Source organism: Streptomyces brasiliensis (assembly GCF_014647875.1).
Taxonomy (GTDB): Bacteria; Actinomycetota; Actinomycetes; order Streptomycetales; family Streptomycetaceae; genus Streptomyces; species Streptomyces brasiliensis.
In genome coordinates, this window is record NZ_BMQA01000006.1 from 210,669 (window position 1) to 236,409 (window position 25,741).

Annotated in this window: 25 protein-coding genes and 2 pseudogenes; 16 read left to right on the forward strand and 11 right to left on the reverse strand. The window is 70.7% G+C overall.

Annotation, left to right across the window (positions count from 1 at the left end):
* Window positions 1–45 precede the first annotated feature (45 nt).
* Window positions 46–1,266 carry an ROK family protein gene (locus tag IEZ19_RS12070; RefSeq protein WP_189311136.1) on the reverse strand — a complete coding sequence of 407 codons (1,221 nt, stop codon included), beginning with the start codon at window positions 1,264–1,266 and terminating at the stop codon, window positions 46–48.
* Window positions 1,267–1,386: 120 nt separating this feature from the next.
* Here IEZ19_RS12070 and IEZ19_RS12075 point away from each other — a divergent pair, with 120 nt between their 5' ends.
* On the forward strand, window positions 1,387–2,832 hold the full coding sequence (locus tag IEZ19_RS12075) for an MGH1-like glycoside hydrolase domain-containing protein (protein WP_189311137.1): 1,446 nt from the start codon (window positions 1,387–1,389) through the stop codon (window positions 2,830–2,832).
* A gap of 20 nt (window positions 2,833–2,852) precedes the next feature.
* Window positions 2,853–3,528, forward strand: a pseudogene (locus tag IEZ19_RS12080) (amylo-alpha-1,6-glucosidase); the annotation flags it as partial.
* Window positions 3,529–3,543: 15 nt separating this feature from the next.
* On the opposite strand, the gene IEZ19_RS12085 reads toward IEZ19_RS12080, so the two are convergent.
* Window positions 3,544–3,756: a DUF397 domain-containing protein gene (locus tag IEZ19_RS12085; RefSeq protein ID WP_189311266.1), complete on the reverse strand. Its 213-nt coding sequence runs from the start codon at window positions 3,754–3,756 to the stop codon at window positions 3,544–3,546.
* On the reverse strand, window positions 3,753–4,619 hold the full coding sequence (locus tag IEZ19_RS12090; protein ID WP_189311138.1) for a helix-turn-helix domain-containing protein: 867 nt from the start codon (window positions 4,617–4,619) through the stop codon (window positions 3,753–3,755). Before IEZ19_RS12090 ends, IEZ19_RS12085 begins: the two co-directional genes overlap by 4 nt.
* Window positions 4,620–4,735: 116 nt before the next feature.
* Between IEZ19_RS12090 and IEZ19_RS12095 the strand changes: the two genes are divergently transcribed.
* The 4 genes from IEZ19_RS12095 to IEZ19_RS12110 all read left to right on the forward strand — a co-directional run bounded on the left by IEZ19_RS12095 (window position 4,736) and on the right by IEZ19_RS12110 (window position 8,845).
* Window positions 4,736–5,158 carry an ATP-binding protein gene (locus IEZ19_RS12095; protein ID WP_189311139.1) on the forward strand — a complete coding sequence of 141 codons (423 nt, stop codon included), beginning with the start codon at window positions 4,736–4,738 and terminating at the stop codon, window positions 5,156–5,158.
* A 135-nt stretch (window positions 5,159–5,293) separates the two neighbouring features.
* Entirely contained in the window at window positions 5,294–5,722 is a 429-nt protein-coding gene (locus IEZ19_RS12100; RefSeq protein WP_189311140.1) for a hypothetical protein, read from the forward strand.
* 46 nt (window positions 5,723–5,768) lie between these two features.
* A complete protein-coding gene (locus IEZ19_RS12105; protein ID WP_189311141.1) occupies window positions 5,769–6,728 on the forward strand; it encodes an SMI1/KNR4 family protein in 960 nt (319 codons plus the stop codon).
* Window positions 6,729–6,883: 155 nt separating this feature from the next.
* Window positions 6,884–8,845, forward strand: a complete 1,962-nt coding sequence (locus IEZ19_RS12110; protein WP_373296955.1) for an alkaline phosphatase family protein — start codon at window positions 6,884–6,886, stop codon at window positions 8,843–8,845.
* A gap of 10 nt (window positions 8,846–8,855) precedes the next feature.
* On the opposite strand, the gene dusB is transcribed toward IEZ19_RS12110, so the two are convergent.
* Entirely contained in the window at window positions 8,856–9,998 is a 1,143-nt protein-coding gene (gene dusB, locus IEZ19_RS12115; RefSeq protein WP_189311142.1) for a tRNA dihydrouridine synthase DusB, read from the reverse strand.
* Between the two features lie 81 nt (window positions 9,999–10,079).
* Between dusB and IEZ19_RS12120 the strand changes: the two genes are divergently transcribed.
* On the forward strand, window positions 10,080–11,531 hold the full coding sequence (locus IEZ19_RS12120) for an MFS transporter (RefSeq protein WP_189311143.1): 1,452 nt from the start codon (window positions 10,080–10,082) through the stop codon (window positions 11,529–11,531).
* A 49-nt stretch (window positions 11,532–11,580) separates the two neighbouring features.
* Here IEZ19_RS12120 and IEZ19_RS12125 read toward each other — a convergent pair whose 3' ends face one another.
* A complete protein-coding gene (locus tag IEZ19_RS12125) occupies window positions 11,581–12,483 on the reverse strand; it encodes a helix-turn-helix transcriptional regulator (protein ID WP_189311144.1) in 903 nt (300 codons plus the stop codon).
* A 101-nt stretch (window positions 12,484–12,584) separates the two neighbouring features.
* Here IEZ19_RS12125 and IEZ19_RS12130 point away from each other — a divergent pair, with 101 nt between their 5' ends.
* The 3 genes from IEZ19_RS12130 to IEZ19_RS12140 all read left to right on the forward strand — a co-directional run bounded on the left by IEZ19_RS12130 (window position 12,585) and on the right by IEZ19_RS12140 (window position 15,575).
* On the forward strand, window positions 12,585–14,012 hold the full coding sequence (locus tag IEZ19_RS12130) for an MFS transporter (protein WP_189311145.1): 1,428 nt from the start codon (window positions 12,585–12,587) through the stop codon (window positions 14,010–14,012).
* 127 nt (window positions 14,013–14,139) lie between these two features.
* On the forward strand, window positions 14,140–14,358 hold the full coding sequence (locus IEZ19_RS12135; RefSeq protein WP_189311146.1) for a hypothetical protein: 219 nt from the start codon (window positions 14,140–14,142) through the stop codon (window positions 14,356–14,358).
* 71 nt (window positions 14,359–14,429) lie between these two features.
* Window positions 14,430–15,575, forward strand: coding sequence for a serine hydrolase domain-containing protein (locus IEZ19_RS12140; protein ID WP_189311147.1), 1,146 nt, complete (start codon window positions 14,430–14,432; stop codon window positions 15,573–15,575).
* 67 nt (window positions 15,576–15,642) lie between these two features.
* On the opposite strand, the gene IEZ19_RS53435 is transcribed toward IEZ19_RS12140, so the two are convergent.
* The gene (locus IEZ19_RS53435) at window positions 15,643–15,960 is read right to left on the reverse strand and encodes a hypothetical protein (protein ID WP_189311268.1); all 318 of its coding nucleotides are present in this window, start codon (window positions 15,958–15,960) and stop codon (window positions 15,643–15,645) included.
* Between IEZ19_RS53435 and IEZ19_RS12150 the strand changes: the two are divergent.
* A pseudogene (locus IEZ19_RS12150) lies at window positions 15,919–16,140 on the forward strand (chitinase); the annotation flags it as partial. The gene IEZ19_RS53435 and the pseudogene IEZ19_RS12150 sit on opposite strands and share 42 nt — an antisense overlap.
* A 63-nt stretch (window positions 16,141–16,203) precedes the next feature.
* On the opposite strand, the gene IEZ19_RS12155 reads toward IEZ19_RS12150, so the two are convergent.
* Window positions 16,204–17,586 (reverse strand): glycine--tRNA ligase, encoded by a 1,383-nt coding sequence (locus tag IEZ19_RS12155; RefSeq protein WP_189311148.1) that lies wholly within the window; start codon window positions 17,584–17,586, stop codon window positions 16,204–16,206.
* Between the two features lie 160 nt (window positions 17,587–17,746).
* Between IEZ19_RS12155 and IEZ19_RS12160 the strand changes: the two genes are divergently transcribed.
* Genes IEZ19_RS12160 through IEZ19_RS12175 form a run of 4 tightly spaced genes read left to right on the forward strand, consistent with a single transcriptional unit; the run spans window position 17,747 to window position 20,883 of the window.
* Entirely contained in the window at window positions 17,747–18,697 is a 951-nt protein-coding gene (locus tag IEZ19_RS12160; RefSeq protein WP_189311149.1) for a metal ABC transporter substrate-binding protein, read from the forward strand.
* A gap of 17 nt (window positions 18,698–18,714) precedes the next feature.
* On the forward strand, window positions 18,715–19,500 hold the full coding sequence (locus tag IEZ19_RS12165; protein ID WP_229840239.1) for a metal ABC transporter ATP-binding protein: 786 nt from the start codon (window positions 18,715–18,717) through the stop codon (window positions 19,498–19,500).
* Window positions 19,500–20,402, forward strand: coding sequence for a metal ABC transporter permease (locus IEZ19_RS12170; RefSeq protein ID WP_189311150.1), 903 nt, complete (start codon window positions 19,500–19,502; stop codon window positions 20,400–20,402). The genes IEZ19_RS12165 and IEZ19_RS12170 overlap by 1 nt, the downstream gene beginning before the upstream one ends.
* Before the next feature lie 58 nt (window positions 20,403–20,460).
* Complete coding sequence (locus tag IEZ19_RS12175) at window positions 20,461–20,883, forward strand: Fur family transcriptional regulator (RefSeq protein ID WP_189311151.1); 423 nt, start codon at window positions 20,461–20,463, stop codon at window positions 20,881–20,883.
* Window positions 20,884–21,007: 124 nt separating this feature from the next.
* On the opposite strand, the gene IEZ19_RS12180 is transcribed toward IEZ19_RS12175, so the two are convergent.
* Genes IEZ19_RS12180 through IEZ19_RS12195 form a run of 4 tightly spaced genes read right to left on the reverse strand, consistent with a single transcriptional unit; the run spans window position 21,008 to window position 23,887 of the window.
* Window positions 21,008–21,856: an isoprenyl transferase gene (locus IEZ19_RS12180; RefSeq protein ID WP_189311152.1), complete on the reverse strand. Its 849-nt coding sequence runs from the start codon at window positions 21,854–21,856 to the stop codon at window positions 21,008–21,010.
* A 37-nt stretch (window positions 21,857–21,893) separates the two neighbouring features.
* Entirely contained in the window at window positions 21,894–22,643 is a 750-nt protein-coding gene (gene recO, locus IEZ19_RS12185) for a DNA repair protein RecO (RefSeq protein WP_189311153.1), read from the reverse strand.
* 58 nt (window positions 22,644–22,701) lie between these two features.
* Window positions 22,702–23,160: a phosphatase domain-containing protein gene (locus tag IEZ19_RS12190; RefSeq protein ID WP_189311154.1), complete on the reverse strand. Its 459-nt coding sequence runs from the start codon at window positions 23,158–23,160 to the stop codon at window positions 22,702–22,704.
* A gap of 10 nt (window positions 23,161–23,170) precedes the next feature.
* The gene (locus IEZ19_RS12195) at window positions 23,171–23,887 is read right to left on the reverse strand and encodes a FadR/GntR family transcriptional regulator (protein ID WP_189311155.1); all 717 of its coding nucleotides are present in this window, start codon (window positions 23,885–23,887) and stop codon (window positions 23,171–23,173) included.
* Window positions 23,888–24,105: 218 nt separating this feature from the next.
* Between IEZ19_RS12195 and IEZ19_RS12200 the strand changes: the two genes are divergently transcribed.
* Entirely contained in the window at window positions 24,106–25,737 is a 1,632-nt protein-coding gene (locus tag IEZ19_RS12200; RefSeq protein ID WP_189311270.1) for an ABC transporter substrate-binding protein, read from the forward strand.
* Window positions 25,738–25,741 lie beyond the last annotated feature (4 nt).

Here is a 25,741-nt window from a genome sequence, read left to right on the forward strand (position 1 = left end):
CCCGTCTACGGGGCGTCACGTCCGGAACGGCCCGCGCACGCCACGTCACACACCGAGCGCCGCCAGCCGCTCCTCCGCCCGATCCGGCGCGTACAAGTGCTCCACGACCAGCGCGCCCGCGCCCACCAGTGCCGCCCGCTCGCCGAGCTGCGAGGTCACGACGTCCAGATGAGCGGTGGAGCGCGGCAGCGCCCGCTGATAGAGCAGCTCGCGCACACCGGTGAGGAAGGGGGTTCCGGCCAGATCTCCGGCGATCATCAGGACACCGGGGTTGAGCAGGGTGACGACGGTGGCCAGGACGTCACCGACCTGGCGTCCGGCCTCCCGTGCGAGCGCCGTCGCCTCCGGGTGCCCGGCCGCCAGCAGGTCCCGTACGTCCGAGCCGGAGGCCGCCGGCACCCCCGCCCCCGCAAGCCTCCGGGCCACGGCGCCACCACTCGCGACCGCGGCGAGACAACCGTACGAACCGCACCGGCACAGCGCCTCCGCGCCGACGCGGATGTGCCCGATGTCCCCGGCGCCGCCGTCGATGCCGCGGTAGATCGAGCCGTCGACCACCACTCCGGCGCCGATGCCCGTCGACACCTTGACCAGGACGAAGGCCGAGCAGTCCCGGTGTCCGGTGCGCTGTTCGCCGTACGCCATAAGGTTTGCGTCGTTGTCCACGAGCACGGGGACGGTGCTCGCGCCGGTGTGTTCGGGGAGGGCGCGGGAGAGGCGGCCGCGTATGTCGTAGCCGTCCCAGCCGGGCATGATCGGCGGCTGGACGACGCGGCCGGTCTCGCTGTCGACGGGGCCCGGCACCGCGAGCCCGATCCCGCACACCTCCTCCGCCCGGTGCCCGGCTTTCTCCAGCAACTCGCCGAACCAGCGGCCGAGTTCACCGAGGACGGACTCCGGGCCGTCCTCGACGACCAGCGTGCCCGAGTGCTCCGCGAGCAGCTCGCCGGTGAGGGTGAGCACGGCCGCGCGGGCGTGCCGGGTGTCGAGGTCGGCGGCGAGGACCACCGCGTGGGAGCCGTCGAACTCGAGGGTGATGGAGGGGCGTCCGCCGCGTGGGGAGTCGACCGGACCGCCCGCGCCCTCGCGCAGCCAGCCCGCCCGGAACAGCCGGTCGAGACGCTGGCCGACGGTAGCCCGCGACAGGCCCGTGGCCTGCTGGAGCGCGCCGCGTGTCGTCGCCCGCCCGCTGCGCACGAGTTCGAGCAGATCGCCGGCGCCGGTCTGACTGCCGCCTCTGCCGGTCCTGCCGGGCCGTCCAGCCATGCGCACCCCCTTGTGTTTCTCAAGCCTGCATTACATATTGAGTTTTGCGTGTTAAATAGACGTAACCCTACGCTAGCTACAGCCGAACCTGATCGGCCGGACGTCTTCGGGGAGCCCCGAGTGGATCGCAGTGCCCAGCTCACAGCCCACCGCGCGGAGTACGGGGTCGTATACGATCCGCCGCGCACACCGCGGTCGCTGCACGTCAGGGCCGCGCAGGTGCTGGAGGGCAACTGGACCGGCACGTCCACCGTGCCCTCGCGGAGCCTGTATCCGCACCAGTGGTCCTGGGACTCGGCGTTCATCGCGATCGGGCTGCGCCATCTGTCCCCGCTGCGGGCGCAGACGGAGCTGGAGACGCTGCTGGCCGCCCAGTGGGCCGACGGGCGCGTCCCGCACATCGTCTTCAACCCCTCCGTACCTCTCGACGCCTATTTCCCGAGCCCCGACTTCTGGCGCTCCTCGACCGCGGGGCGCGCTGCGGGCGCCCCGCGCACCGCACAGACCTCCGGCATCGTGCAGCCACCGGTGCACGCGCTGGCGGCCTGGCTGGTGCACCGCGCCGACCCGGGTCTGTCGCGAGCCCGCGGCTTCCTGGCCGGGGTCCTCCCCCGGCTGGCCGCCTGGCACCGCTATCTGCTGCACCGGCGGGACCTGGGCGGCGGCGGACTGACGTCGGTCGTCCATCCCTGGGAACAGGGTATGGACAACAGCCCCTGCTGGGACGCCCCCCTCTCCCGCGTCACGCCCGCCCCGGCCCGCTCCTTCCGCCGCGCCGACCTCGCCCACGGCGCCCCCGAGGACCGGCCTACGGATCTGGACTACGGGCGGTACGTGCGACTGGCGACGGACTACCGGGACGGTCGGTACGCCGACGGGGAGGGCGATTTCGCGGTGGAGGACCCCTCCTTCAACGCGCTCCTCATCGCCTCGGAGCACGCGCTGGCCGAGATCGCGCACGAGCTCGGTGCGACCGGCACGGCCCGGCACGCGCGCGCGGAACGCCTCACCGCGGCGCTGGTGGAGCGGCTGTGGGACCCGGCGGCGGGGATGTTCTTCTGCCGTGACGTGCGCGGCGGGGGCCTGATCCCGGAGCGCAGCGTCTCCGGCCTGACCCCGCTCCTCCTTCCGGGGCTGCCGAGGGACATCGTCGCCGCGCTGGTCCGTACGGTGCGTGGGCCGCACTTCGGCCTGGGCGACACCACCCGCCTCGTCCCCAGCTACGACCTCCTCGGCGAGGCGTTCGACCCGCACCGGTACTGGCGCGGGCCGGCCTGGTTCAACACCAGTTGGCTGCTGGAGCGCGGGCTGCGGCTGCACGGGGAGCGTCAACTGGCCGACGACCTGCGGGAGTCGGTGCTGGAGCGGGCCGACGGCACCGACTTCGCGGAGTACGTCGACCCGTACACCGGCGAGGCCTGCGGCACCACCGGCTTCAGCTGGACCGCCGCGCTCGCGCTGGATCTGCTCCAGGAGCACCCCGGACACGGCGTGTCCCGCGCGGGCGCCGGCACGTTCGACACGGGTGACTTCGCCAGGACCGGCAAGGGAGGGGACCGGGGATGACGGACGGGCATCATCTGCTCAAGGACTCCCCCGGCGCCATCTGCTCGGCCGACGGCACCCGCGCAAGCGGCCCGGTGATGGCGGCGGGGGCCCAGGGCTACGCGTACGACGCGCTGCGCCGCACGGCGTGGCTGGCGCGCACGGTGTGGGAGGACACCACGCACGCGGGCGCTGCTGGAACAGGCGGCCGCCGACCTCCGCGGCCGCTTCCAGCGGGACTTCTGGATGCGGGAGCACTCCTTCCCGGCGCTGGCCCTGGACGGCGACGGCCGCCAGGTCGACGCGCCGGCGTCGGACGCGGGGCATCCGCTGTGGTCGGGGCTGCTGGACAAGGAGTACGGCGAGGTGGTCGGCCGACGCCTCCTGGAGCCGGACTTCTTCTCGGGCTGGGGCGTCCGCACGCTGGCATCGGGCCAACCGGCCTACCACCCGCTCTCCTACGACCGCGGCTCGGTCTGGCCGCACGACAACGCGCTGATCACGCTGGGTCTGGCGCGTTACGGCCTGCACGACGAGGCACGCACGGTCGCGCACGCCCTGGTGGACGCGGCGACGGCGACCGGGCACCGCTTGCCGGAGGTGGTGGCCGGCTACGGCCGCGACACCCACCCGGAACCGGTGCCGTACCCGCACGCATGCGTCCGCGAGTCCCGCTCGGCGGCGGCACCGCCGGCGTTGCTGACGGCGGTGGGGGGGCGTAGCCCGGACCGGTCAGCCCTCGGCGGCGTACGTCACGAAGTCCGCCCAGGCGGATGGGGTGACGGCGAGCCGGGGGCCCTCGGTGACGGACTTGGAGTCCCGGATGTGGACCGTACGGGGGGCTATCGCGATCTCGACGCAGGAGTCGCCCTCGCTACTGCTGCTGTAGCTGCTCTTGCGCCACACCAGGTGGGAGGTTTCCTCGGCGGAGGCGTTGCGGGTCATGTCTCCCCCAGCAGTTCTTGGACAAAGGCAGTCGACTCACGTGGTGTGAGGGCCTGAGCCCGGATGATGCCATACCGCAGTTCAAGGACATGGAGTTGCCTCGGCTCGTGAAGCGGGCGGCCGTTGCCCACCACCGGTGAACGCCCCGTGGCCGAGCCGTCCTTGAACTTCAGCAGCTCGATGCCGCCTGCGAGTCCCGCGTGCTCCTCGCGGTCCGTCGGCATCACCTGAAGCTCAACGTTCCGCAACTGCGCGGCCTCCAGCAGATACTCCAGTTGACGACGGAGCAGCGTCCGGCCTCCCAGCGGGCGCCGCAGCGTCCACTCCTCCAGGACGAAGCCGAGTTCAGGGACCGGGTCCCGCTCGAAGACCGACTTACGTGCCATGCGCGCGGCAATGAACCGCTCCACCTCGGCCTCGGTGTAGGCGGGCCGTCGCATCAACAACAGCGCCCGCGCGTACTCCGGCGTCTGGAGCAGCCCGTGGATGTTCAGTGGATCGTAGAGCTGAAGCTCCACCGCTTTGGCCTCCAGGTCCGCCAGATCCCGCACCTTCTTCGGGTACCGGACCTTGTCCACGTCCTCCTTCATCGCTGCGAGGAGGCCCCCCGCCCTCAGCGCCTCGTCCGCCGTGTCCAGAAACGCGGGCTGGGGAATCCGCTTCCCGCTCTCGATCTTGTAGATCATGTCCTCGCCGTACCCAACGGCCTTTCCGAGGTCGGCCGCCCGCATCCCCGCCTGCTCACGCCGCAGCTTCAACTGCCGTCCCACCATGGCGATGACGGCGACGCCCCACTCGTCGTCCGGGTCCACCTCCCACCCCGGCTCGTCCGCCACGTTCACGATCTCCACGTCCGTCGCCATCACGCGCCCCTCCGCTGCCGGACACGGTGGACATCGCTGGACAACGCCAGGACAGTCACCGTACGCAACCCGCTCGTCACTGTTCACGGTAAGCAGAGGCGGCCACGCTGAGTGACGTGAACCAGCAAATCTCCACCTCCCAGATCGACTTGAGCACCCGCATCCGCAACTTCACGGTGCTGCTGTCCCCCACTCCGCGAGGCGCTCGTCTCGCCCGCCTCCTCGGTGTCGAGCAACTGCGGTCCTGGGGGCTTCCGTCGGACCCGGCGGACCTCATCGTGGCCGAGCTCGCCGCCAACGCCGTCACGCACGGCCGTGTCGCGGGCCGTAGCGTGCGGCTCACGCTCCATGTCGTCGGCCGCACCCTTCGCATCGAGGTCACCGACACCCGCGGCGACGCCCTGCCCCGTGTCCAACGGCGCGCACCCGGCGCCGAGTCGGGCCGCGGTCTCGTGCTCCTCGACGCACTGGCGGACCGCTGGGGTGTCGTACAGGGGCCCCGCCCGTGCAAGACGGTGTGGGCGGAGGTCGCCCTGTGAACGACAGCGTCACCAACGCGGTCCGCAGGGGAACCGGGGGGTGCCTGCGGGCGACGTAAGAAGCGAACCGCGGGAAGTACCGGAGGCCACCCGGGCTCGCGCGGTCCGCAATTGAACGAAGGGACCCGGTCGTCAGTGGACGCTCTCTCGGCATTGGCCGTCGCCGGTCTGCCCCCGCTCGTTCTGGCCGTGCTCGTACTGAGCGTCTGGCAGACCGCGCGCGGCCTGCGTACCCACCGGTGGGTACGGCCCGTCTGGTGGTTCTTTCCCTCGTTCGTCCTGGCGGCCGTCGGCTTCTTCACCTGGATCATCGGGGCCTTCTCCGGTGGCCTCGACGTCGGAGAGTCCTGCGCGCTGCGTGGCATCCGCTACGACGACGCCTACCGGGCGGAGCACTGGCGCGAGCCGTCGCGCTGGTTTCCGCTGCACAACAGGTGCAATGCCGATCACGACCTGGTTCCCGCGTTCGTCAACCCCACTCTCGTCGCTGTCGCCGTGCTGCTCCTCGGCTGTGTGGCGGGGGCCCTTGCGGCAGCGGTCATCGGCGGGAAGAAGCACCCGTGAAACACCGACCGGCTTCCTGTATCCAACCGGCAAGGAGTACCAGGCCGTGCACATCGAAGTCCCCCCGGACGTACGCGCCACCGCCGTCCAGTTGGGGGCCGGCGTCCCCTACGCGCTGAAGGTCCTGGCCGGTCGGTTGGCCGACGACCCGGACATGGGTCGGCCCTCGGGACTGCACGGCGTCCTCACCGTGATGGCCGACGGCGACCTGTTCGAGGACTGCCCCGACCTGTCCGTCGGCTACGTCCGCGAGCCCGACCGGATCCGGATTCGCTTCCTGAGACCAGTCGACTCCACGGAGCCCTCGGCCGCCGCGCATGACCAGAATCAGGACCGAGAGCAGGGCCGAGACCAGGACCAGCCTGTCGACACCGCCGCTGCCGCGGTCACCGTTCGGGAGATCGCCGACGCCTGGCACCGCATCGCCCGCCGGCTCCAGAGCAACGCCCCCGACTCCTGCGCCGCGCTCCGCGCAGGCGCCAGTTCCGCCGCCATCGCCGCTCTGGAAGAGGACCTCGGCGTTCGGATACCCCTCGGGCTGCGCGTCCTGTGGCTGCTGACAGCGGGCGACGACGGGGCCGACGGCGGGGGATGCCTGCCCGGCAACCGGGCTCTGATGACCCTGGACGCCGTGGCCGCCGCCTACCGGCTGAAGATGGACTCCCGGGCCAACCAGGACACGCTCAACGCCAACCGCCCCGAAGACGAGCGGATCACCGTATGGAAGCCGACCTGGATTCCGGTCGTCGCCCTGGGCCCGGCTGACAGCACCTCGGGCCTGTACCTGGATGCCGCGACCGGCTACCTGGGCAGCTGGTCCCGTTACGACGAAGCCCCCGGCGACGAACTCGACACCCAGGTCACCTACCTGGAAGAGGCTGCCGACATGCTCGAAGCGCCGGACCTGGCCACCCGGGACAAGCCGGGCCTGATCGGTGGGACGCTGGTGTGGCTCAGCAGGATCGACCCCGTGCGGGAGGAGCGGTGGCGGCCCTTGACGGGCTGACCACGCGCGAGAAGCCGTCGAGAGGTTTGCCCGGTGTTTGCCGGGGGGCGTGAACGAGGGCCGTGGACAGCCCGTACAGGATGACGGCGGGCAGTGACGTTCCCGACGTCCGCCCGCCGTCCCCTCCACGGGCCACGCACGGAAGGACCCCCGGGTTGTCTCAGGACACGAGCATCCGCGAAATACCGACCGACGACGGGAGTCCCGAAGCGGTGCCGCCTGGGGCTTCGCCGACATCGCGGGGGGCGCTCGGCAAACCTCGGAGAGCGTCCGACGACGGCGGCTCCGCGGGCGCCCCGGCCGAGGCCGAGGCCGAGGCCGACGCCCCGGACGGTGCTCCGCCCGAGGCCGAAGTCACCGGTGCCGGAGATTCCGCCGATGCCGTGGAAGCCGCCTCCGGCCGTGCGGCCCCGACACCCCGCCCCACCCTGCGCGCCCGTCTCCGTCGGCGGCGGGCGCAGTGGCGGGAGGCTCACCCCCGGGCTGCCGTCACACTGTCCCTCACCGTCACCGTCCTCGCCGCGCTCCTCGTGCTCGCCGCGCTCCTGTTGCCGAACAACGTCGTCGCGCTGCGGCTCGTGAGGTTCATGCGGATTCCCGGGGAGGCGGTCATCGGGGCGGCCGTGGCGCTGGCGCTGCCGCGTCGGCCGCGGATCGTCGTGGCCGCCGTCGCCGGTGTCGCGCTCGGGGCGTTCACCGTGCTGAACGTGCTCGACATGGGCTTCGTCCAGTACCTCGGCCGCGGCTTCAACCCCGTCCTCGACTGGAGTCTGCTCGCCGACGCCGAGTCGTACCTGGAGGACTCCCTGGGCCGGACGGCCACCCTCGCGGCGACCGCCGGTGTCGTCGCCCTCGTCCTCCTCCTCTTCGTGCTGCTCGCCCTGTCCACGGTCCGGCTGAGCAACCTCCTGGCCCGGCACAGCGGCAGGGCCACCCGGGGCACGCTGATCGCCGGGGTCGCCTGGATCACCTGCTCGGCGTTCGGTCTGCAGATCGCCGGCGTGCCGCTCGCGTCCGACCGCACCGTGTCCGGCCTGGAGATCCAGGCCCGCCGGATCTCCGACACCCTCAAGGACGAGGCGGAGTTCGAGAAGGTCGCCAAGGTCGACGCCTTCGGGAACACGCCCCCCGACCAGCTGCTGCCCGATCTGCGCGGCAAGGACGTGGTGTTCACGTTCATCGAGAGCTACGGCCGCAGTGCCGTCGAGGACCCGATCATGGCGCCGGGAGTCGACAGCACGCTCGCCGCCGACACCCGGGCGCTCGCCGAGGCCGGCTTCCACGCGAAGAGCGGGTGGCTGACGTCGGCGACCTACGGCGGCAGCAGCTGGCTCGGCCACTCGACGACCATGTCGGGCCTGTGGATCAGCAATCAGCAGCGCTACCGCACGGTGATGGCGAGCGACCACATGAGTCTGACGGAGGCCTTCCGGAAGACCGGCGCCTGGGACACGGTCGGGGTGATGCCGGGTGTGCAGAAGGGGTGGCCCGAGGCGTCGTACTACGGCCTCGACAAGGTCTACAACGCCTTCCAACTCGGCTACCAGGGCCCGAAGTTCAGCTGGTCGACGATGCCGGACCAGTACGCCCTCGAGCAGTTCCAGCAGCGGGTGCACGGAAAGAAGCGCGCCGACGGCAAGGATCTGATGTCGTTCGTGATCCTGACGTCGAGTCACCAGCCGTGGGCGCCGATCCCGAAGATGGTCGACTGGGACGAGCTGGGCGACGGCTCGGTCTTCAAGGGCATCCAGGCGGCGGGCGCCAAGCCGGCCGACGTCATCGCGGACACCACCAAGTCCCGCGAGGAGTACGGCAAGTCGATCCAGTACTCGGTGACCGCCCTCACCCAGTGGCTGGAGCGCTACGGCACCGACGACACGGTCCTCGTCTTGCTCGGCGACCATCAGCCCATCGCCCGTGTCAGCGGCAACCACGCCAGCCGCGACGTACCGATCTCGATCGTGGCGAAGGACCCCAAGGTGCTCGACAAGATCGCCGACTGGCACTGGACGGACGGCCTGCGCCCGGCCCACAACGCGCCGGTGTGGAAGATGAGTTCCTTCCGGGACCGCTTCCTGACGGCGTACGGCTCGACATCACACCCGAAGACGAACTGACGCCGGAGGTTCAGCCACCGGAGGTGTCGAGTTCGGCGTCCTCCCCCACCCCTGCACAGTCGTACGGGTCCTTCAGCCAACCGTCCGGCAGCACCACCCGGTTGTTGCCGGACGTGCGGCCACGGGGACCGTCGGCTCCCGTCGGCCACGCCTGGTCCAGGTCCAGCTCGTCCAGCCCCGCCCGGAGTTCCGCCAGCGACGACGTGATCGCGAGTCGCTTGCGCATCTCCGAGCCGACCGCGAAGCCCTTCAGGTACCAGGCCACGTGCTTGCGGAAGTCGATGACACCCCGCGCCTCGTCGCCGATCCACTCCCCGAGCAGCGTCGCGTGCCGGACCATGACGTCGGCCGCCTCCCGCAGCGTCGGCCGCAGGATGGCGTCGTCACGCCCCTCGAACGCCGCGACCAGGTCCGCGAACAGCCACGGCCGGCCCAGGCACCCGCGCCCCACGACCACTCCGTCGCAGCCCGTCTCCCGCACCATCCGCAGCGCGTCCTGCGCCGACCAGATGTCGCCGTTGCCGAGCACGGGGATCTCCGGCACGTGTTCCTTGAGCCGGGCGATGGCGTCCCAGTCCGCCGTGCCGCCGTAGTGCTGCGCGGCCGTCCGTCCGTGCAGCGCGATGGCCGTCACGCCCTCCTCGACCGCGATCCGGCCCGCGTCGAGGTACGTCATGTGGTCGTCGTCGATGCCCTTGCGCATCTTCATCGTCACCGGGAGGTCACCGGCCCCGCTCACGGCTTCCCGCAGGATCGCGCGCAGCAGGTTCCTCTTGTACGGCAGCGCCGAGCCGCCGCCCTTGCGCGTCACCTTCGGCACCGGGCAGCCGAAGTTCAGGTCGATGTGGTCGGCGAGGTCCTCCTCCGCGATCATGCGGACGGCCTTGCCGACGGTCGCCGGGTCGACGCCGTACAGCTGGATCGAGCGCGGCTTCTCGGTCGCGTCGAAGTGGATCAGCTGCATGGTCTTCTCGTTGCGCTCGACCAGCGCCCGGGTCGTGATCATCTCGCTCACGAACAGGCCCTTGCCCCCGCTGAACTCCCTGCACAGGGTGCGGAAGGGCGCGTTGGTGATCCCGGCCATCGGGGCGAGGATCACGGGCGGCTGGACGGCGTGCGGGCCGATCTGCAAGGGGGACACGGGCGTGGGCATTGGCCCATTGTCCCGCATGAGCAGTGATCTTGTAACAGTCATTAGTTAGACGCACTATTGAACTCTGCGTACCATGGGGCCATGCCCGAGCTCAGCCCCCGCCGACGAATGCTCGTCCTCGCCATCTGCTGCATGAGCCTGCTGATCGTGAGCCTCGACAACACCGTCCTGAACGTCGCGCTCCCCTCGATGCAGCGTGAACTGCACGCCACCACCGCCGGACTGCAGTGGACGATCGACGCGTACACGCTGGTGCTGGCCTCGCTCCTGATGCTCGCGGGCTCCACGGCCGACCGGATCGGCCGCAAGCGGGTCTTCATGGCCGGCCTGATCGTCTTCTCGCTCGGCTCGCTGCTGTGCTCCCTCGCCCCGAACCTGGAATCGCTGATCGCGTTCCGGATGGTCCAGGCGGTCGGCGGCTCGATGCTCAACCCGGTCGCCATGTCGATCATCACCAACACCTTCACCGACCCGCGCGAACGCGCCCGTGCCATCGGCGCGTGGGGCGCGGTCCTCGGCATATCCATGGCCGCCGGCCCGCTGGTCGGCGGCCTGCTGGTGGAGTCGGTCGGCTGGCGCTCGATCTTCTGGGTGAACCTGCCGGTGGGCCTGGCCGCGCTGCTGCTCACCCTGCGGTACGTCCCCGAGTCCCGCGCACCCCGGGCCCGCCGCCCGGACCCGGTCGGCCAGATCCTGGTGATCGCCCTGTTCGGCTCGCTCACGTACGCGATCATCGAGGCCCCCTCCGCGGGCGCCGGCACGGTGACGCCCTTCGCGGTGGTCGCCCTCCTCGCTCTGCTGGGCCTGCTCGCCTACGAACCCCGGCGCCCCGAACCCCTCATCGACCTGCGCTTCTTCCGGTCGGCCCCGTTCAGCGGCGCCACGGTGATCGCGATCAGCGCGTTCGCCGCGCTCGGCGGCTTCCTCTTCCTGTCGACGCTCTATCTGCAGAACGTGCGCGGGCTCGACGCCCTGCACGCGGGCCTGTGGATGCTGCCGATGGCCGCGCTCACGTTCCTGTGTGCGCCGCTGTCCGGACGGCTGGTCGGCAGCCGGGGCCCGCGGCTGCCGCTGCTGGTCGCGGGGCTCGCCATGACCACGAGCGGGCTGCTGTTCGCCGCGTTCGAGGCGGAGACCTCGGACGTCACGCTCTTCGCCGGGTACGTCCTGTTCGGCGTCGGCTTCGGCTTCGTGAACGCGCCGATCACCAACACGGCGGTGTCTGGCATGCCGCGTGCGCAGGCCGGCGTGGCCGCGGCGGTCGCCTCGACCAGCAGGCAGCTGGGGCAGACGCTGGGCGTCGCGGTGATCGGCGCGGTGCTGGCGTCCGGAGTGGGCGTATCGCCGTACAAGGACGCGTTCGTCTCGGCGGCGCGGCCGGGCTGGTGGATCCTGACGGCGTGCGGAGTCGCCGTGCTTGTCCTTGGCGGGTTGACCAGTGGGCGTTGGGCGCGTAGGACTGCCGAGCGGACGGCCGAGAAGCTGGAGTCGCCTGAGATGCGGCACGTCGTGGGGGCTGTGGAGCACTCCTAGCCGACGGCCCGTCGTGGTTGTGCGCGCCCACGCGGCGGAGCCGCACGATCTACGCAGCCCCGCGCCCCTGGGTGGGACCGGTCGCTCGTACCAGATCGTAGAGCTTCTCCAGGCGCTCCCGGGACTGGGCGTCGCTCGGCACGTACGTCACCATCCGCGCCCCCGACTGCGGCGTCAGCCACAGGTCGGTGTGGTCCACGGTGATCAGGCCGACATACGGGTTGAGGAACTGCTTGGTCTTGGAGCGGGTGCCGACCACCTCGTACCGCTCCCAGTGCGCGCGGAACTCGGCCGACGATTCCTTCAGTCGCTTGACCAGCATCTTCCAGCCCGGCTCGCCGAGGTGACCGGCCATCGAGGCGCGCAGCTTGGCGGCCATCAGGCGCATGGTCTCGTCGAGGTGGACGATCGACGCGCGCCACTCGACGTTGGTGTAGACGAGGAGCAGGCTGTTGCGGTCCTCCGGCGGCACGGCGTCCAGGTCGCCCATGAGGCGGGCGTAGGTGCGGTTGTAGGCGAGGATGTCGTACTTGCTGTTCTGGATGCAGGCGGGGACCGGCTCCAGCTGGCGCAGCAGTTCGAACTGGGCCGGGGTGACCCCGGAGCAGTTCGAGGCAGGCGTGGGGTCGACGGCCCCGGCCAGCTGGAAGAGATGGGCGCGCTCGCTGGCGTCCAGCATCAGGGTGCGGGCCAGCGCGTCGAGGACCTGGACGGAGACCTGGATGTCACGGGCCTGCTCGAGCCACGTGTACCAGGTGACGCCGACCGCGGAGAGGTGCGCGACCTCCTCGCGACGCAGGCCCGGTGTGCGGCGGCGCGCTCCGCGCGGCAGCCCCACCTGCTCCGGTGTGATCCGCTCGCGGCGGCTTCGCAGGAACGCGGCCAGCTCGTGCCGCCGGATGTCGGAACCCCGTACCGCCGGAGCGGCCGTTTCCTGGGCCGTGGTCGTCATGCCTCCAGCCTGCCGCCGGACGGAGCCTGTTGCCAGGTAGTTCCTCTACCAGGATAAGGAAACTCTGGTACCAGTCTGAGCCGAGGCGCAGGCTCAGGATCATGACCGAAACCGTCACCGCCTCGACCGTCCGGTCCCCGGCCGCGCCACCGTCACTCGGCGGCCTCGGACTCTTCACCGTCCTGCTGGCCGCGGCTCTTCCTCTTGTCGACTTCTTCATCGTCAACGTCGCCCTGCCCACGATAGGCAAGGACCTCGCCGCCGGCGAGGCCGTCCTCGAACTGGTCGTCGCCGGGTACGGGCTCGCGTACGCCGTGCTGCTCGTCCTCGGCGGCCGGCTCGGCGACCTCTTCGGCCGGCGCCGGCTGTTCCTCGGCGGCATGGCCGCGTTCGGCCTGACCTCGCTGGCCTGCGGGCTCGCGCCCGACGCCTGGAGCCTGGTCGCGGCGCGGGTCGCGCAGGGCGCCTCGGCCGCCGCGATGCTGCCGCAGGTGCTCGCCACCATCCAGGCGTCCACCACGGGCTCGCGCCGTGCCAAGGCCATGAGCCTGTACGGCGCGACCGCGGGCCTGTCCATGGTGGCCGGCCAGATCCTCGGCGGCGTCCTGGTCGCCGCGGACATCGCGGGCACCGGCTGGCGCGCGGTGTTCCTCGTCAACGTGCCCGTCGTGGTGATCGGCCTGGTGCTGGCCGCCCGCGCCGTCCCGGAGACCCGCTCGCACCACCCCGAGCCGGTCGACGGCGCCGGCACGGCCCTGCTCGCCGTCTCCCTGCTCACGCTGCTCGCCCCGCTCACCGAGGGCCGCGCCGCCCACTGGGCGCCGTGGACGTGGCTGTCGCTGGCCGCGTTCCCGTTCGCGGCCTGGGCGTTCTACGCCGTGGAGCGCCACGAGGACCGGGCCGGCCGTACGCCGCTGGTGCCGCCGAGCCTGCTGGCACTGCCCTCGCTGCGCAGGGGCCTGGTGCTGATCGTGCCGTTCTCCATCGGCTTCAGCGGCTTCATGTTCGTGATCGCGGTGGCGTTGCAGAGCGGCGCGGGGCTCGGTCCGGTGCCCGCGGGCCTTGCCCTGGCCCCCATGGCGATCGCCTTCTTCTTCGCCTCGCTCGCGGGACCGCGGCTCGTCGCCCGCTACGGCACCCGCGTGGTGACCGCGGGCTCGGTGGTGCAGGGCGTGGGCGTGGGACTGATCGCCCTGGCCGCCTGGCGGGACTGGCCACACCTGGGCATCGTGGAACTGCTGCCGGGGGTCGCGGTCGCCGGTACCGGGCAGGCGCTCCAACTCCCGGTCCTCATGCGCCTGATCATGTCCGAGGTGCCGCACGCCCGGGGCGGCGTCGGCAGCGGCGTGATGGTCACCACACAGCAGGCGGCGCTCGCGCTGGGCGTGGCGACGCTGGGCACCCTGTTCCTGTCCCTGGTTCCGTCCCTGGGGATGAGGGACGCGCTGGTGACAACGCTGCTGGTCCAGTTGGGCGGTGTGGTCCTGACCGGTCTGCTCAGCCTGCGGCTGCCGCACAAGGTGGCGTGAGCCAGGACACGGCTTGGCCAACTCGCGATGAAGGACACCCTGTTGATGTTGGTCCTGCTGCACACTTCTGGCTGCATCATCCGGAACCTCTCCCTGTGGACGGACGCGGACGGACGCTGGAGGCGTCATGCTGCAGATCAACACGAGCAAGGTCAGCCGGTGGGACCAGCACGGCCGCGAACACGTGGTCAGGGTGCAGCGCACGGGCATCCAGCGCACGATCATGTGTGACACGTGCGGCTGGCGGCAGGGTGCGCAGTTCCTCCCGTGGCTGAAGGCGGAGGAACATCTCGCCGAGGCGCACCAGGCGACGGTGGACCCGACGGAGTCGCCGACGTCCCGCTGAGCACCGACGACTTGGCGGGGCGGCGGGAGTCGTATGTACGACCGTGACAGCGACCACCGGAGGACCGGACCATGACCGCACTGCACGACCTGCTGCGACGCCACGTCGAGGACGGCACGGTGCCCGGGGCCGTGGGCCTGGTGGCCCGGGGCGATGACATCGAGGTGGTGGCCGTCGGCTCGGTGGACGCCGAGGGCTCCGCCCCGATGGCCCGGGACTCGATCTTCCGGATCGCCTCGATCACCAAGCCGATCACGGCCGCGGCGGTGCTGATGCTGGTCGAGGACGGGCGGATCGGTCTGGAGGACCCGGTGGACACCTGGCTGCCCGAACTCGCGAAGCCGGTGGTGGTCCGCAGCCCGGCCGGCCCCGCGGACGACGTGGTCCCGGCGGCCCGGCCGATCACCGTGGAGGACCTGCTGAGTTCGCGGGCGGGCTGGGGCTTCCCGTCCGACTTCGCGTTGCCCGCGGTGGGGGCGCTGTTCGAGGTGCAGAAGGACGGCCGCGCCCCGCAGGCGTACCCGGACCCGGACACCTGGCTGCGGGAGCTGGCGCGGGTGCCGCTGCTGTACCAGCCGGGCGAGGCCTGGCTGTACCAGACGTGCTCGGACCTCCAGGGCATCCTGGTGGCCCGCGTCTCGGGCGGCACGCTCCCCGACTTCATGGCGGAACGGATCTTCGAGCCGCTCGGGATGACGGACACGGCGTTCGAGGTCCCGGCAGCGAAAAGGACCCGCTTCACCTCGTCCTACGCAGTCGGTGAAAGCGGCACCCTGACCCTGGCGGACACCCCGGACGGCAACTTCAGCAACGTGCCACGCTTCCCGTCGGGCGGCGGTGGCCTGGCCTCGACGGCGGACGACTGGCTGAAGTTCGCCCGCCTGCTGCTGTCGGCCGGCGAGGCGAACGGCCGCCGTCTCCTGTCCCCCACATCGGTGAGCCGCATGACCACGAACCACCTGACGGCGGCCCAGCGCGAGATCGGCGCCCTGTTCCTGGAGGGCCAGGGCTGGGGCTACGGCGGCGCGGTCGACGTCACCCCGACCGCCCCCTGGACGGTCCCCGGCCGCTACGGCTGGGTGGGCGGCACCGGCACGACGGCCCACCTGATCCCGCCCACGGGAACGATCACGATCCTGCTCACCCAGGTGGCGATGCGAAACCCGACGCCGACACCCCTGATGCGCGACTTCTGGACCTGCACGGCCTGTGCCTAGTGCTGTGGCCGGGAAGGTTTGCCGGGAAGCTCGCGGCGTCCGGTGCGGTGCATCGCAAGGCGGAGCGTCACCCGCGTACTGGATGTACTCGGGTGACGCGACAACGCCGCGAGGTGCCGTGCCGGGCGTCGCGAGCCGGTGAACCTTTCCGGTCACAGCACCAGCCCGCCCTCAGCCGCCGGAGCAGCAGGTCCAGCACCGCCTCCAACTCCGTTTCGATCTGCGGCTGTCGCCACTCCCGTGCGTAGGCGGGGTCGTGGAAGCGGCCCGTGGCGTGGAAGACCGCCCGGGCCGTGGCCGCCGGGTCCGGGGTGGTGAAGACGCCCTCCTCGGCGCCCGCCCGGTGGTCCAGGGCACCACGATCAAGGTGCCGTACGACAAGCAGGTCCCGGGCCTACCCGTGCAGTCCGGCGCGGGCGGCGGCTACATGTCACCGCCCCTGGTCTCCCAGGCCTGGCGGCACCACGGCACCTCGCGCAAGGGCCTGATGACGTGGTCGGTCAACCGGGACGGCTCGAAGAACTGGACGTTCGGCGACAACGTCAAGGCGCTGCAAGGGAGTTGAGCAAGACGAACGCCGGGGTGGGCCGATCGTTCCGGCCCACCCCGGCGTTCGAAGGTGCCGCGCCTAGGCGCCCAGCAGACGCCCGGCGAGGTAGCCCTCGATCTGGTCCAGCGACACCCGCTCCTGCTTCATCGAGTCGCGTTCGCGCACCGTCACCGCGTTGTCCTCGAGCGTGTCGAAGTCCACGGTGACGCAGTACGGCGTGCCGATCTCGTCCTGGCGGCGGTAGCGGCGGCCGATCGCACCGGCGTCGTCGAACTCGATGTTCCAGTGCTGACGCAGCGCCTGGGCGAGACCCTTGGCCTTGGGGGACAGCTCCGGGTTGCGGGACAGCGGGAGCACCGCGACCTTCACCGGGGCCAGGCGGTGGTCGAGGCGCAGCACCGTGCGCTTCTCCATCTTGCCCTTGGCGTTGGGGGCCTCGTCCTCGACGTAGGCGTCGAGCAGGAACGCCAGCATCGCGCGGCCGACACCGGCCGCGGGCTCGATGACGTACGGCGTCCAGCGCTCCTGGGCCTCCTGGTCGTAGTAGGCGAGGTCCTGGCCGGAGGCCTTGGAGTGCGCGGTGAGGTCGTAGTCGGTGCGGTTGGCGACACCCTCCAGCTCGCCCCACTCGTTGCCGCCGAAGTTGAAGCGGTACTCGATGTCGGCGGTGCGCTTGGAGTAGTGGGAGAGCTTCTCCTGGGGGTGCTCGTACCAGCGCATGTTCTCCTCACGGAGACCCAGGCCGGTGTACCAGCTCCAGCGCTGCTCCATCCAGTACTCCTGCCACTTCTCGTCCTCGCCCGGCTTGACGAAGAACTCCATCTCCATCTGCTCGAACTCGCGGGTGCGGAAGATGAAGTTGCCGGGCGTGATCTCGTTGCGGAAGGACTTGCCCATCTGCGCGATGCCGAACGGCGGCTTGCGGCGCGAGGTGGTCTGCACCTGGGCGAAGTTGGTGAAGATGCCCTGGGCGGTCTCGGGGCGCAGGTAGGCGACGGAGCCGGAGTCCTGCGTCGGGCCAAGGTGGGTGGACAGCAGGCCCGAGAACTGCTTGGGCTCGGTGAACTGGCCCTTGTTGCCGCAGTTCGGGCAGTTGACGTCGGCCAGGCCGTTCTCCGGGAGGCGGCCGTGCTTGGCCTCGTACGCCTCCTCCAGGTGGTCGGCGCGGAACCGCTTGTGACACGCGGTGCACTCGGTCAGCGGGTCCGTGAAGGTGGCGACGTGACCGGAGGCGACCCAGACCTCGGGGGCCAGGATCACGGACGAGTCGAGACCGACCACGTCCTCGCGCGACGTCACCATGTAGCGCCACCACTGACGCTTGATGTTCTCCTTGAGCTCGACACCCAGCGGTCCGTAGTCCCAGGCGGCCTTCTGGCCGCCGTAGATCTCACTACAGGGGAATACGAAGCCACGGCGCTTGCTCAGGCTGACGATGGTGTCGATCTTGTCGGCGGCCACGGTGCTCTCTTCATTACGACGACGGGCGACGAAGCGAGATGCTTCCAGCGAATGCTTCAGGTTACCGGCGCGGGCTCCCCCTCGGCCAAATCGGTATGCCCTTCGGGCCCCTCACGAGGCTTGTTGACAACGGTTTCCATCTTCGTTGAAAATGACTGTCATGAACGTACGACGACGCCTCATACCCGCGGCCACCGCGGCAGCACTGGGGATCACAGCCCTCTCCGCCTGCTCCACCGACACCGCCGCCGCGGGCAATACGGACAAGTTCGACGTCGTCGCGTCGTTCTACCCGATGGCCTTCCTCGCCGAGCGGATCGGCGGCGACCACGTCCATGTCACCAGTCTCACCCAGCCCGGCCAGGAACCGCACGACCTGGAGATCAGCGCCCGGCAGACCGCGCAGCTCCAGGAGTCCGACGCGGTGCTGTACCTCAAGAACCTCCAGCCCTCCGTCGACGACGCCGTGGCCCAGTCCGAGATCAGGACGAAGATCGACGCCGCCTCCCTGACCACGCTGGAGGAGCACGGCAACGAGGTCGGCGGCCACGCGGCCGAGCACGACACCCACGACGGCGAGGAGTCCGGCGGCAAGGACCCGCACATCTGGCTCGACCCGGTGCGCTACGCCCAGGTCGCCGAGGGCGTCGGCAAGGCCTTCGAGAAGGCGGACCCGGACCACGCGGCGGACTACAGGAAGAACACCGCGGCCCTGGTCGAGAAGCTCGACGCCCTCGACACCGAGTTCAAGGACGGCCTCGCACACACGAGGACCAAGGTCTTCCTCACCACCCACGCCGCCTTCGGCTACCTCGCCGAGCGCTACGGCCTCACCGAGGAGGCCATCAACGGCCTCGACCCCGAGTCGGAGCCCAGCGCCGCGCGCGTCAGGGACCTGGAGAAGCTGGCCGAGGCCGACGGCGTGACCACCGTCTTCTACGAGACGCTCGTCAGCGACGAGACCGCTAAGACCATCGCGCGGGACGCACGGTTGAAGACCGACGTCCTCGACCCGGTCGAGGGCATAACGGACAAGTCGCGCGGCAAGGACTACTTCACGGTCCAGGAAGCGAACCTCAAGGCCCTGCAGACGGCCCTGGGTGCCAAGTGACCGGTACGGAGGGCGAGATGGACGACATGGACGTCACGAGCGAGGCCGTCATATCGATGCGCGGCGTTCGCGCCGAGCTGGGTGCGCGTCCCGTCCTGCGCGGCATCGACCTCACCGTGCGCCGCGGCGAGGTCGTCGCCCTGCTCGGCGCGAACGGCTCCGGCAAGTCGACCGCGATCCGCGGCGTCATCGGCCAGGTGCCGATCAGCGACGGCGAGATCGAGCTGTTCGGCATCCCGCGCGGCCGCTTCCGCGACTGGTCGCGCGTCGGCTACGTACCGCAGCGCACCACCGCCGCGGGCGGCGTCCCGGCGACGGTCACCGAGATCGTGTCCTCGGGCCGGCTGTCCCGCACGCGCTTCGGCGTCTTCCGCCGCGCCGACCACGCGGCCGTGCGCCGGGCGCTGGAGCTGGTCGGCATGGCCGACCGGGCCAAGGACTCCGTGAACGCCCTCTCCGGCGGCCAGCACCAGCGGGTGCTGATCGCCCGCGCCCTGGTCGCCGAACCCGAGCTGCTGATCATGGACGAGCCGATGGCGGGCGTCGACCTGGCCAGCCAGGAGATCCTCGCCCGGACGCTCAGGGAACAGGTGGCGTCGGGCACGACCGTCCTGCTGGTCCTGCACGAACTGGGCCCGCTGGAGCCCTTGATCGACCGGGCGGTCGTCCTGCGCGACGGCTGTGTCCTGCACGACGGCCCGCCCCCGCACGCGGTCGGCCAGCACGCGCTGCCCGGCCACGACCACGTCCACCCGCACGCGCCGGCGGGCACCGAATCGATCCGTACGGGACTGCTGAGCTGATGGACTTCCTGAACTACGCCTTCATGCAGCGGGCACTGCTCGCCGCCGTCCTGGTCGGCGTCACGGCCCCCGCGGTGGGTATCTACCTGGTCCAGCGCCGTCAGGCCCTGATGGGCGACGGCATCGGGCACGTGGCCATGACCGGTGTCGGCCTCGGCTTCCTGCTCTCCTGGTCTCCCGTGTGGATGGCGACGGCCGTCTCCGTGCTCGGCTCGGTCCTGATGGAGCTGATCCGCTGGTACGGCAGGACCCGCGGCGACATCGCCCTCGCGATGCTCTTCTACGGCGGTATGGCGGGCGGCGTGATGTTCATCAACCTCGCGCCGGGCGGCTCCAACGCCAACCTCACCTCGTATCTGTTCGGCTCGCTGTCGACGGTGTCGCAGTCGGACGTGACGGCGATCTGTCTGCTGGCCGCGTTCGTGGTCCTGGTCACCCTGGGGCTGCGCCGCCAGCTGTTCGCGGTCAGCCAGGACGAGGAGTTCGCCCGCGTCACGGGCCTGCCGGTCCGCGCGCTGAACCTGCTCACCGCGGTCACGGCGGCGGTCACCGTCACCGTGGCGATGCGGGTCGTCGGCCTCCTGCTGGTGAGCGCGCTGATGGTCGTGCCGGTTGCCGCGGCGCAGCAGCTCAGCCGGAGTTTCGCGGCGACCTTCGCGATCGCCGTGGCGATCGGCGTGACCGTGACGATCAGCGGCACGATCACGTCGTACTACCAGGACGTGCCCCCCGGTGCGACGATCGTTCTGCTGACCATCGCCGCGTTCCTGGCGCTGACCGCACTGGCCACCCCCCTGGCCCGCCGACGCGCCCGCGCGGCCGCCGCGGCGCACCCGGCCGGGGACCCTGCGGAGTGTGCCGTTCCGGCCACGCGCGGTGCCGGAGACGCGGCCGCAGTCTGACCGGGCACAGTCCGGGCTGGCAGAATGGCCCACCAGACGCAGACGTGAGGAGGCAACGGTGACGAGCGCTGGACCGCCCGTGAAGGGCCGCTCCACCCGGCAGCGTGCCGCCGTGGCTGCGGCCCTCGACGAGGTCGACGAGTTCCGCAGCGCACAGGACCTGCACGACATGCTGAAGCACAAGGGCGACTCGGTCGGCCTGACGACGGTCTACCGCACCCTCCAGTCCCTCGCCGACGCCGGCGAGGTCGACGTCCTGCGCACGTCCGACGGCGAGTCCGTCTACCGCCGCTGCTCCAGCGGCGAACACCACCACCACCTCGTGTGCCGCGTGTGCGGCAAGGCGGTCGAGGTCGAGGGTCCCGCCGTGGAGAAGTGGGCGGAGTCGATCGCGACGGAACACGGCTACGTCAACGTGGCCCACACGGTGGAGATCTTCGGCACGTGCGCGGACTGCTGCGCCGGATTGACCGGGTCGTGAGCGCCGTGGAGCTACCCGACCGTTTCGGGCTGCCGGCTGTCGTGGGCTGATCGCGCCCACGCGGCGGAGCCGCATACGGACACTGCCCCGCGCCCTTCGGGGGCGCGGGTGCCTGCCCTGGTGGTCAGTTGTCGATGCGGCCCTTCATCTCCGCCTCCATCTTCAGCAGCTCCTCGTTGGGTACGGCTCCGCCGAAGCGACGGTCGCGGGAGGCGAATTCGAGGCAGGCCCGCCACAGGTCGCGGCGGTCGAAGTCGGGCCACAGGACGTCCTGGAAGACCATCTCGGCGTACGCGCTCTGCCACAGAAGGTAGTTGGACGTGCGCTGCTCACCACTGGGCCGCAGGAACAGGTCGACGTCCGGCATGTCCGGGTAGTACAGGTACTTCTGGACGGTCTTCTCGGTGATCTTCGCGGGGTCCAGCCGCCCCGCCTTCACGTCCTCCGCCAGCGCCTGCGCCGCGTCGGCGATCTCGGCGCGGCCGCCGTAGTTCATGCAGAAGTACAGCGTGAGCAGGTCGTTGTCCCTGGTCTGCTCCTGGGCGACCTGGAGCTCCTTGGCGACCGACTTCCACAGCTTGGGCATCCGGCCCACCCAGCGCACCCGGATGCCGAGTTCGTCGAGCTGGTCCCGGGTCTTGCGGATGAAGTCGCGGTTGAAGTTCATCAGGAAGCGCACCTCGTCGGGCGAGCGCTTCCAGTTCTCGGTGGAGAAGGCGTACAGGGAGATGTTGCGGACGCCGACCTCGATCGAGCCCTGGAGGACGTCAAGCACCCGCTCGGCGCCGACCTTGTGCCCCTCGGTGCGCGGCAGCCCGCGCTCCTTGGCCCAGCGCCCGTTCCCGTCCATGACGATCGCCACGTGGTTCGGGACCAGCTCGCCGGGGAGCTTCGGCGCGCGGGCGCCGGACGGGTGCGGCTCCGGCGTCTTGTACTCGCGGCGCTGGCGCCCCAGGATCCCGCGTACCACCATGTGCTTCTCGTCTCCTCTGTGGTGCTTACGACTGTGCTTACGACTTTTCCACGTACCTGAGCGAGCGCAGCCCGCGCTCCAGATGCCAGTGCAGGTAGGCGGACACCAGCCCGCTGCCCTCCCGGACGTACCGCGGCTCGCACGCGTCCGCGGTCTCCCAGTCTCCCGTAAGCAGCGCGCCGAGGAGGACGAGGGTCTGCGGCGACGGTACGACGCTGCCGGGCACCCGGCAGTCCACGCACACGGAGCCGCCGGAGGCGACCGAGAAGAAGCGGTTCGGTCCGGGCATGCCGCACTTGGCACAGTCACCGAAGCTGGGGGCGTAGCCGTTGACGGCGAGTGAGCGGAGCAGGAACGCGTCCAGGACGAGGTGCGGCGCGTGCTCACCGCGGGCGAGGGTGCGCAGGGCGCCGACGAGGAGCAGGTACTGCTGCACCGCCGGCTCGCCCTCGTGGTCCGTGAACCGCTCGGCGGCCTCCAGCATGGCGGTCCCGGCGGTGTAGCGGGCGTAGTCGCTGACGATCCCGCCGCCGTACGGCGCGATGGTCTCGCTCTGCGTGCAGAGCGGGAGCCCGCGCCCGACCAGCTCGCTCCCCCGCGCGAAGAACTGCACGTCGACGTGGGAGAAGGGCTCGAGCCGGGCCCCGAACTTGGATTTGGTCCGGCGCACGCCCCGTGCCACGGCCCGCACACGCCCGTGTCCCCGGGTGAGCAGCGTGATGATCCGGTCCGCCTCACCCAGCTTCTGGGTGCGCAGCACGATGCCGTCGTCGCGGAACAGACTCATGTCCCCATTCTGCCCGCACGGCCGAGGCGTGGGGGCGGGGGCCGTCTTCCGGGCGCCCTCACCGCAATCCCGGCTCCCCGAACCCCCGCGCATACCTCCGCTGCCACGGCGTCTCCACCGCCCGCCGGTCGTAGCCGCGCCGTACGAAGGCCACCGCCTCCTCGGGCGGTACCCCGTCCAGGACCGCCAGACAGGCCAGTGCCGTCCCGGTGCGGCCCCGGCCGCCTCCACAGGCGAGCTCCACGCGGTCCGTCGCCGCTCGTCTCCATGCCTCGGTGAGCAGGGAGCGGGCGGACGCGCGGTCCGTCGGGAGGCGGAAGTCCGGCCAGCGGAGCCAGGCCGACTCCCAGGGGACGGGCGGAGGGCGGTGGCCCAGGAGGTAGAGGCCGTACGACGGGGTCGGCGCCCCGGGCTCGAGCGGGCGGCGCAGGCCCCGGCCCCGTACCAGCCGGCCCGACGGCAGCCGCAGCACGCCCGGACCGCCCTCCTCCCACGGCTCCTCGCGCACGCTCACCATCGGCCCATTCTCAGCCCACCCCCCACGACCCCCGTACCGCCCGTGCCTCTATGCCCCGGAAGTGGACCGCCATCGCCTGCTGCGCGCCCGCCGCGTCACGGGCGCGCAGGGCCGTCACGATGTCGCGGTGGCGGCGGACGGTCACGTCGGGGGCCGGGTCCGCCGTCCAGCCGCGGGCGCCCGCGACGCGGCGGAACACCGTCCAGAAGGCGCCGAGGAGCTGGGGGACGAGGGCGTTACCCAGCGAGACGTAGAGCAACTCGTGGAACTGGTGGTCCAGTTCGGGAAACGGGCGACCCGCGCGGCCGGCCAGTTCCATGCGGGTGACCACCGCTTCCAGCCGGTCCAGCTCCGCCTCCGTCACCGTCGTCGCGACCCGGCGGATCAGCCCCTCCTCCAGCACCTCCCGGACCTGGAGGATCTCGGCCAGCGCCCCGGGGTCGTCGGCGTGCCGGGTGAGGGTGCGGAAGGTGAGGCCGTCGACCAGCGGGGTCAGGGACGCCTGGCCGACGTACGTGCCGTAGCCGTGCCGGATCTCGACGATGTCGAGGGCCTGGAGCGCCTTGAGTGCCTCGCGGACGGAGTTGCGGCTGACGCCGAGGTCCTCCATCAGCTCCGCCTCGGTGGGCAGGGGCGCACCGGGACCGAGGCCGCGGTCGAGGATCAGCTGGACGACCGCGCGTTGTATCCGGTTGTTCCTGGGCTCCCCGGCGGACATGCGCCGCATCGTACGCGCAGCGGACGTCCTACGTCCTATCTCCCGACCCGACCAGGGCCAACTCCCGCCATTTCGCTACGCCATTGGTGCGACCTCTGGCGGCTACGCCATTCGTGTGCGATCCCTTGACCACCCCCGTGGGCCCTCTTATGGTCGCGCTGACCGCAGGACGTAGGACGTCGTATCTCCTCACCCACCTTGTTGGAGGAATCGTGCGCGACGACGTGATCCGCGACGTGACCCGCGACGTTCCGGCGCTGCACCGCCGGTCGTTCCTGAAGTACACCGGTGCCCTGGGCGCGGCGGCCGCCCTGTCCTCGTCGCTGGCGGCCTGCTCGTCCGGGCCGGAGTCGACGAACGACACCGGCGGCGGAGGGAACGGCCAGGACCGGACGCTGACCGCCGTGATCGGGTACGGCAACGACGGCAGCTGGGACCCGACACAGACCGCGTCCGCGTTCTGCATGGCAGCCAACAACCATATCTACGAGGGCCTGCTCGACACCGACCCGATCTCGCGCGAGCCGTACGCGGCGCTGGCCACCCAGGTGCCCGCCGACCTCAACGCCACCACCTGGAAGTTCACGCTGCGGCCCGGCGCCACCTTCCACGACGGCAAGCCCGTCACCGCCGACGACGTCGTGTTCGTCTTCGACCGGATCCTCGACCCGAACACGCAGACCCTCGCCAAGGGGTTCTTCGAGAGCTGGCTGAAGGAGGTCCGGAAGGTCGACGCGCAGACCGTCGAGCTGGAGCTCAAGTTCCCCTTCCCGGACGGGGTCTCCCGGCTCACCCTCGCGAAGATCATGCCGAAGCACGTGTTCTCGCAACCGGGTGCCTGGGACGACGCGATCAAGGGCAAGGCGGTCGGCTCGGGGCCGTACCGGCAGACCGCGCACCACCCGAAGTCGAACACCACCTTCGAGGCGTTCGAGGCCTACAACGGGCCGCGCAAGGCCGCGTTCAAGAAGATGAACTGGCTGACGATCGTCGATGCCGCGCCGCGCGTCGCCAAGATCTCCGGGTCCGGCGCGGGCGCGCAGATCGCCGACAACATCCCGTACGCCAACATCACGCGTCTTGAGCAGGGCGGGCTGTCGGTCGCGGGCGGGGCCGGCATGAACAACCTGTTCCTGATGTTCAACACGAAGCACAAGCCCTTCGACGACGTGCGGGTGCGGCAGGCGCTGCACTACGCGATCGACACCGGGAAGATGGTCGAGGTCGCGCTGAAGGGGCACGGGAAGCCGTCGTCGTCCTTCCTCAACGAGGGCAACCCCTCCTACCGGCGGGCCAAGACGGTCTACGACTACGACCCCGACAAGGCGAAGGCGCTGCTGAAGGCAGCGGGGGTCACGAATCTGAAGATCAACATTCTTGCCAACAACGTCAGTTGGATCGTCGACTGTCTGCCCACCATCAAGGCGTCGTGGGATGCGATCGGTGTCGAGACGACACTGTCCCCGCAGGAGACCACGGCCGTCTTCACCAAGATGGACCAGAAGCAGGACTACCAGGTGGTCGCCGCCGCCTCGAACCCCAACCAGTTCGGCCTCGACGCCGACCTGATCATGCACTACAACTACGGGCCCACCAACCTCTGGATGCAGTACACCCGGTGGGCCGGTGACCCGGTCGCCAAGGCGCTCTTCAAGGACATGGACCGGGCCACCCGGGAGCCGGACCCGGAGAAGAAGAAGACGATGATCCAGGACTACATCGACGTCGTCGCCGAGCAGGCCGTGCTCTACCCGGTCGTCCACAACGAGCTGATGACCGCCTGGGACCCGAAGAAGCTCACCGGCATAAGGGCACAGCCGTATCCCGGCATCAACCTCCTCCAGGCCAAGTGGACCTGACGGC

Coding starts and splice junctions, on each gene's coding strand:
- IEZ19_RS12070 (WP_189311136.1), bottom strand. CDS start 1,266: ATGGCTGGACGGCCCGGCAGGACCGGCAGAGGCGGCAGTCAGACCGGC.
- IEZ19_RS12085 (WP_189311266.1), bottom strand. CDS start 3,756: ATGACCCGCAACGCCTCCGCCGAGGAAACCTCCCACCTGGTGTGGCGC.
- IEZ19_RS12090 (WP_189311138.1), bottom strand. CDS start 4,619: ATGGCGACGGACGTGGAGATCGTGAACGTGGCGGACGAGCCGGGGTGG.
- dusB (WP_189311142.1), bottom strand. CDS start 9,998: ATGCCCACGCCCGTGTCCCCCTTGCAGATCGGCCCGCACGCCGTCCAG.
- IEZ19_RS12120 (WP_189311143.1), top strand. CDS start 10,080: ATGCCCGAGCTCAGCCCCCGCCGACGAATGCTCGTCCTCGCCATCTGC.
- IEZ19_RS12125 (WP_189311144.1), bottom strand. CDS start 12,483: ATGACGACCACGGCCCAGGAAACGGCCGCTCCGGCGGTACGGGGTTCC.
- IEZ19_RS12130 (WP_189311145.1), top strand. CDS start 12,585: ATGACCGAAACCGTCACCGCCTCGACCGTCCGGTCCCCGGCCGCGCCA.
- IEZ19_RS12135 (WP_189311146.1), top strand. CDS start 14,140: ATGCTGCAGATCAACACGAGCAAGGTCAGCCGGTGGGACCAGCACGGC.
- IEZ19_RS12140 (WP_189311147.1), top strand. CDS start 14,430: ATGACCGCACTGCACGACCTGCTGCGACGCCACGTCGAGGACGGCACG.
- IEZ19_RS12160 (WP_189311149.1), top strand. CDS start 17,747: ATGAACGTACGACGACGCCTCATACCCGCGGCCACCGCGGCAGCACTG.
- IEZ19_RS12165 (WP_229840239.1), top strand. CDS start 18,715: ATGGACGACATGGACGTCACGAGCGAGGCCGTCATATCGATGCGCGGC.
- IEZ19_RS12170 (WP_189311150.1), top strand. CDS start 19,500: ATGGACTTCCTGAACTACGCCTTCATGCAGCGGGCACTGCTCGCCGCC.
- IEZ19_RS12180 (WP_189311152.1), bottom strand. CDS start 21,856: ATGGTGGTACGCGGGATCCTGGGGCGCCAGCGCCGCGAGTACAAGACG.
- recO (WP_189311153.1), bottom strand. CDS start 22,643: ATGAGTCTGTTCCGCGACGACGGCATCGTGCTGCGCACCCAGAAGCTG.
- IEZ19_RS12190 (WP_189311154.1), bottom strand. CDS start 23,160: ATGGTGAGCGTGCGCGAGGAGCCGTGGGAGGAGGGCGGTCCGGGCGTG.
- IEZ19_RS12195 (WP_189311155.1), bottom strand. CDS start 23,887: ATGCGGCGCATGTCCGCCGGGGAGCCCAGGAACAACCGGATACAACGC.